The 5,584-nt window shown below is 58.6% G+C and carries 6 protein-coding genes and 1 pseudogene; 4 read left to right on the forward strand and 3 right to left on the reverse strand.

Annotated elements, in window-relative coordinates; genetic code table 11:
- From HMPREF2724_RS12990 to HMPREF2724_RS05090, 3 genes and pseudogenes are all read left to right on the forward strand, one after another.
- Positions 1-208, forward strand: a 208-nt coding sequence (locus HMPREF2724_RS12990) for a hypothetical protein (RefSeq protein ID WP_210386679.1), incomplete at its 5' end; no start/stop codon positions are given.
- 188 nt (positions 209-396) lie between these two features.
- Complete coding sequence (locus HMPREF2724_RS05085; RefSeq protein WP_061926034.1) at positions 397-1,134, forward strand: ABC transporter ATP-binding protein; 738 nt, start codon at positions 397-399, stop codon at positions 1,132-1,134.
- Positions 1,134-3,676: pseudogene (locus HMPREF2724_RS05090) on the forward strand (ABC transporter permease). Before HMPREF2724_RS05085 ends, HMPREF2724_RS05090 begins: the two are co-directional and overlap by 1 nt.
- On the opposite strand, the gene HMPREF2724_RS05095 reads toward HMPREF2724_RS05090, so the two are convergent.
- The 3 genes from HMPREF2724_RS05095 to HMPREF2724_RS12820 are packed head-to-tail and all read right to left on the reverse strand — an operon-like array spanning position 3,673 to position 4,515.
- Positions 3,673-4,041 (reverse strand): fluoride efflux transporter FluC, encoded by a 369-nt coding sequence (locus HMPREF2724_RS05095; protein WP_082778689.1) that lies wholly within the window; start codon positions 4,039-4,041, stop codon positions 3,673-3,675. The pseudogene HMPREF2724_RS05090 and the gene HMPREF2724_RS05095 sit on opposite strands and share 4 nt — an antisense overlap.
- The gene (locus HMPREF2724_RS05100; RefSeq protein ID WP_061926026.1) at positions 4,038-4,346 is read right to left on the reverse strand and encodes a fluoride efflux transporter family protein; all 309 of its coding nucleotides are present in this window, start codon (positions 4,344-4,346) and stop codon (positions 4,038-4,040) included. The genes HMPREF2724_RS05095 and HMPREF2724_RS05100 overlap by 4 nt, the downstream gene beginning before the upstream one ends.
- A 10-nt stretch (positions 4,347-4,356) precedes the next feature.
- Positions 4,357-4,515 (reverse strand): hypothetical protein, encoded by a 159-nt coding sequence (locus HMPREF2724_RS12820; RefSeq protein ID WP_168163250.1) that lies wholly within the window; start codon positions 4,513-4,515, stop codon positions 4,357-4,359.
- A gap of 176 nt (positions 4,516-4,691) precedes the next feature.
- Here HMPREF2724_RS12820 and HMPREF2724_RS13130 point away from each other — a divergent pair.
- Positions 4,692-5,584, forward strand: an 893-nt coding sequence (locus tag HMPREF2724_RS13130) for a phosphoglucomutase (RefSeq protein WP_246818209.1), incomplete at its 3' end; no start/stop codon positions are given.

Genomic DNA, 5,584 nt, shown 5'->3' on the forward strand with positions numbered 1-5,584 from the left:
CACAACTCAATACACAAAAAAGAAGGGAAGCAACTACTACGGTTGCTTCCCTTCCTTCTTTGCGTTTTCCACCATTGAACCAACACCACCCGGCCACGACTATCGGCACGACATTCCCACGCCTATCGTTGGCCAACCTGCATTCGAACCATCCAACAGGCCCACAACGCCCGGTTTCGGCGGCTTCGATGGGTCGAACGCAGGTTAATTCAGCAACGAAACTATCAACCGGCATTTCCGGTCTATGCACGGCGGGGGAGTGGAGTAGTTCAACGTGGCGTTGATGAACCTTGGAGAAGGATCGGAATCTTCTTAGCAGTTATACGCCGGTCGGGTGTGGCAGCTAGGCTGGGATGGATAGCTTAAAACCATCATTACCGTGAGGAGATTCCCACCATGTGTCCACCGGAGAGGGCAGCGGCGCGCGCCGTCGAACTTTTTAAGCAATACGGGCAAGGCGATACCGCTGTTACCGCATTGGACCATGTCAACGTGGTCTTCGAGCGCAATAAATTTACTGCCATCATGGGCCCGTCAGGTTCAGGAAAGTCTACGCTGATGCACACCATGGCCGGTCTTGATTCAGCTACTAGTGGTTCAGCCTTTATCGGCGACACGGATATGTCGCAGCTAAACGACAAGTCCATCACCGCACTGCGCCGTGACCGCCTAGGGTTCATCTTCCAGTCTTTCAACTTGGTACCTACCCTAACTGCGGCAGAAAACATTACCCTGCCAATGAATATCGCTGGCAAGGAAGTAGATAAGTCCTGGTTCGATGAGGTGACAACCCGTCTGGGATTGGCACAGCGCCTGAGCCACCGTCCCGCAGAGCTTTCCGGCGGTCAGCAGCAGCGCGTGGCGTGTGCGCGTGCGCTTGTATCCCGCCCAGAGATCATCTTCGGCGATGAGCCCACCGGCAACCTTGATTCCAATTCTTCCGCGGAGGTTTTGGATATTCTGCGCACCGCAGTGGATCAAGATGACCAGACCGTCGTCATTGTCACCCACGATGCCAAGGCAGCCTCATACGCAGACCGCGTGGTCTTCCTGGCCGACGGCAAGCTGGTCAACGAGCTGCAGAATCCAACCATGGAATCCATCCACAAGGTCATGGCGGAGATCGAAAGCTAATGGCTAGAAATACCACCATGCGCAAGGTCTCCTTGCGCAATATCGTTGCCCATAAGCTCCGCCTTGCGCTGACGCTGCTCGCGGTCGTCCTTGGCACCGCCTTTATTGCCGGCTCGTTCATGTTCACCAATTCCCTGTCGAATACTTTCGATGCGGCGGTTTCCAATGCTTTTACTGGTGTTGACGCTGCCGTCAGCAAGAAGGATTCGGGCCCGGACTTGGATGAAAAGATGCGCCAGGACCTAGCTAACGACGACATGGTCGGCAAGGTCAACATCGAAAGCGCGCAAAACGTGGTCGTCGCCAATGACAAGGCCGAAGCATTCCAGACCACCGGCGGTGGGCGAGCGTTAGGCCCTACTACAACGCTGAAGAGTCGGTAGGTGAGCCCGGCGAGATTATCCAGGGCGAGGCGCCACACGGTACTGGCGAGGTCACCATCAACGATGCCGCGGCAGAAAAGTACGGCGTCACCGTTGGCCAAAAGCTGCTCGTTGTCCACCCTGACAAGCGTGACGAGGTCACCGTCGCTGGCATCGAGAAGCCAGCCGTGGACGCAGGCCCAAGTATTACCCTGCAGATGGATAGCAAGGCCTTCGTTGAACGCTACGGAAACTCGCAGCAGCTGAAGGTCTCTGCCGCTGAGGGAGTAAGCCCAGAGCAGCTCGTCGATCATCTTAACGCCACCTACGACGTCGAGGCGGAGTCCGGCGAAAAGCTTGCAGAGGAAATGTCGGATGCTATTTCTTCGGCGCTGAAGTTCGTCAATTACTTCCTCATTGCCTTCGGCCTCATCGCGCTGTTGGTCGGCACCTTCATTATCGCGAACACCTTCTCCATGATCGTCGCACAGCGCACCAAAGAGTTTGCGCTGTTGCGTGCGCTGGGCGCATCGCGCCGACAAATTACCCGCTCGGTCGTCGTTGAGTCCTTCATCGTGGGCCTTTTGGGCTCCGCGGTGGGCGTCGTCGCCGGCATGGGCCTGGTGGCGATCATCAAGGCCGTGCTTGCATCCCGCGGCATGCCTGCAGATAGCGGCCTCGGATTGAGCCCGCTTGCGGTCATCGTGCCCATCATTCTGGGCACCGTGGTTACGGTGGTTTCCGCATGGGCACCTGCCCGCCGCGCGGGTGCAGTCGAGCCGGTTGAGGCCATGCGCACCACAGAGTCCGCTGCGGCAAGCTCGCTGAAGGTACGCACGATCGTCGGCGGTTTGCTCATGGGCTCGGGCGTCATCTTCGTCATCGCCGGCGTGCTTGTCGACGCCGCGACTGGCATCCGCGCCGGACTCGTCGGCCTGGGCGCGCTCAACTTGATCGTAGGCTTCAGCCTCGCAGGCCCCGCACTTTCACTACCCATCGTTCCTACCTTGGGCCGAGTCATCGGAGCGCCTTTCGGGGCCATCGGCAAGCTGGCGTCTACCAACTCCAAGCGCAACCCGCGCCGTACCGCAGCAACCGCCTTCGCGCTTACCCTTGGCGTTGTCCTCGTGACTGCCATCGGCATGCTGGGCGCCACTATGAAGTCCTCCGTTGCGGAGACGATGGAGAAGGACATCAGCGCCGATTACCTGCTCTCCGGGCCTTCCCAGGGCAGTTTCCCCACTCCGGTAGAGACAGGCGAGCGCGCCGCCAAGGCCGAGGGCGCTGGCGAAGTCATCACTGTCGGCACCGCGCCGGTGAAGGTCGAAGACCAAGCCTCGTTGAACTATGGCCCCGAACACACCATGTCGGAGACGGTTGATTCCAACCCACAAAACATCTTCATGCTGAACATGGTCGAAGGCGATAGCGACATCGCCGAGGGCGGTTTCATCGCCGATGCCACCACCGCAGGCGAGCAAGGCTGGAAGGTCGGCGAGAGCTACGAGCTTTCTGGCATGGTTCCGGGCAAGACTACAAAGGTCGAGCTGAAGGGCATTTATGAGGACTTCCAGATGCTGCCCAAGCTGGCGGTTTCCCAAAAGGACGTCGAGAAGCTGCTGCCTGGCGACGCCCTGACCGTAGCGATGGTTGGCGTCAACGCAGCGGAGGGCGTCGACTTGGAGCAACTGCGCACCAACCTGGAGGAATCCGTCAAGGACCTCGTGGTGGTGCAGGTGGCTTCCGGTGAAGAATACGCTGGCGAGGCCGCAAGCATGATTAACCAGATGCTGACCATTCTCTACGCGCTGTTGGCGCTTGCGGTCATCATCGCGGTGCTCGGCATCGTCAATACGCTGACCCTGGGCGTTATCGAACGCCGTCAGGAAATTGGCATGCTGCGCGCCGTTGGTACCCAGCGCCGTCAGATCCGCACGATGATCACCCTGGAGTCCGTCCAGATTGCAGTATTCGGCGCAGTGGTGGGCATGATTCTGGGCCTGGGCCTAGGCTGGGCCTTTATCAAGGTACTGTCCGAAGAGGGGCTTGGTAGCGCCGTTATTCCGTGGGGCATGCTGGCCATCTTGCTGGTGGGCTCTGCCGTGGTTGGCGTGCTGGCCGCGCTATGGCCAGCACATGGTGCATCCAAGACTCCGCCTTTGGATGCAATCGCGGACTAGAAGTTCTGATAGATAATCGGAGCCCACATCGCCCCGCGCCAGGCTAGAACGATGCCCAGCGCGAGGGTGAAGAAGAGGTACTGGATACACTTCCAGTACCTCTTTTCTTTAAGCATTTCTCCGAGCTCCTTGGCTAGGGTCGACCACGTGGAGAGCCCGCCGGCGAACCCGACGATGGCTAGGGGATAGAGGACCTCGCTAAGCGCGCCGCTTACTTGCTCAACAAAGCCGTAGGCGAAACCGATCGCGAGCGCGCCACACATATTTGCGGCGAAGGTGCTAACCGGAGCGGGCAGTACCTTGGTGAAACCGTAGCGGGCCATGCCGCCGAGGAAGGCGCCGGAGAGGATGTAGAGAACAATCACTTGGCGCCTACCTTGTCACCCAGGAGATAGGCCATAACGCAACCAACCACCGTTGCCAGCACGTAGCAGCCAGCCTGCGCGGCAGTAACGGAGGAGGTTAGGAAAGCGAACGTGGCGAAGCTAGTAAAGCCGCCGAGAACGCCCGTGCCCCAGAAGGGCCCCGGCTTGAAATAACCCATCAGGGCGCTGCCCAAAACGTTGATTAAAAGCAGCGGAATCATTCCTCCGCCCAACAGGGATGACAAAAAATAGCGGGCTACGGCGCCTAATGCGGCGCCGGACCCGACTACTAGTGCTTGAGGCATGGCCTACATATTACTTCCACTCCATCTGCTGGGAACGGACGAACGCCTCAACTTCCTCAACTGGCTTGTTGAGCTTGGGATCAAACTTCAAATAGGCCTTGGTCTCGCGGGCGATGAGAACGAATGGACCCCAAATCACCCCGGCGATGCTGTTGAGAATATTTGTCACTGGTTCCATGCTGAAAAGCTACTACGTGACAGAAAAGGTGATTTGTAGATCTGGTTCACATTTTCCCCCTTGTGGGGGTTAAAAGTCCTGCGAAACTCCACGTGGCTTGGCAAGCTAAAGCCACGCCTAAAACGGACTTTTGTACCTCCCCATCCACCCCCCTAAAGGAGCAATCCATGGCACATGAACGAGCTGGCCAGCTTGCGCAACCAAGTGACCTCATCGATATCGCGGAGCTTGTTACCGCCTACTACACCCGTGTTCCCGATGTAGAAAATCCGGACCAGCAGGTGGTCTTCGGTACCTCTGGTCACCGCGGTTCGGCTTTGGATGCCGCTTTCAATGAGCGGCACATTCTGGCCATTACCCAGGCCATCGTGGATTACCGTAAAGAGCAGGGCACCACGGGCGCAATCTTTGTTGGCCGCGATACCCATGCGCTTTCGGAGCCGGCCATGGTCTCTGCATTGGAGGTCCTGCTTGCAAATGAGGTTGAGGTGCGTGTCGACGACCGTGGCCGCTACACCCCAACCCCTGCTATCTCGCATGCCATCCTGACGCACCCAGGCACTGACGGCATCGTCATCACGCCTTCGCATAACCCGCCACGCGACGGCGGCTTCAAGTACAACCCACCAACGGGCGGGCCTGCCGATACTGTTGCCACGGATTGGATTGCGGCGCGCGCCAACGACTATCTGCGAGAAGGTCTTTCCGGTGTTGCCCGTGTAAACGTTTCCGGCGTGTTGGACGAGCGCTGCGCAAAACACAATTACGTCGATTCTTACGTGGCCGACCTGCGAAACGTCGTGGACATGGATGCCATCAAGAAGGCCGGCCTGCGCATCGGCGCTGACCCGATGGGCGGTGCCTCGGTGGACTATTGGGTGGCCATTGCCGAGCAATACGATCTGGACCTTACGGTGGTGAATCCGGCGGTGGATGGAACTTTCCGCTTCATGACGCTCGATACCGATGGCTTGATTCGCATGGACTGCTCCTCGCCGAACGCCATGGCCTCGCTCATCGCAAACCGTGAAAAGTTCGATCTGGCCACCGGCAACGACGC

It is taken from the genome of Corynebacterium sp. HMSC071F07, assembly GCF_001810285.1.
GTDB lineage: Bacteria > Actinomycetota > Actinomycetes > Mycobacteriales > Mycobacteriaceae > Corynebacterium > Corynebacterium simulans.

Excerpts from the sequence above, each read along its gene's own strand:
- HMPREF2724_RS05100 (WP_061926026.1), bottom strand. The coding sequence starts at position 4,346 with ATGCCTCAAGCACTAGTAGTCGGGTCCGGCGCCGCATTAGGCGCCGTA.
- HMPREF2724_RS05085 (WP_061926034.1), top strand. The coding sequence starts at position 397 with ATGTGTCCACCGGAGAGGGCAGCGGCGCGCGCCGTCGAACTTTTTAAG.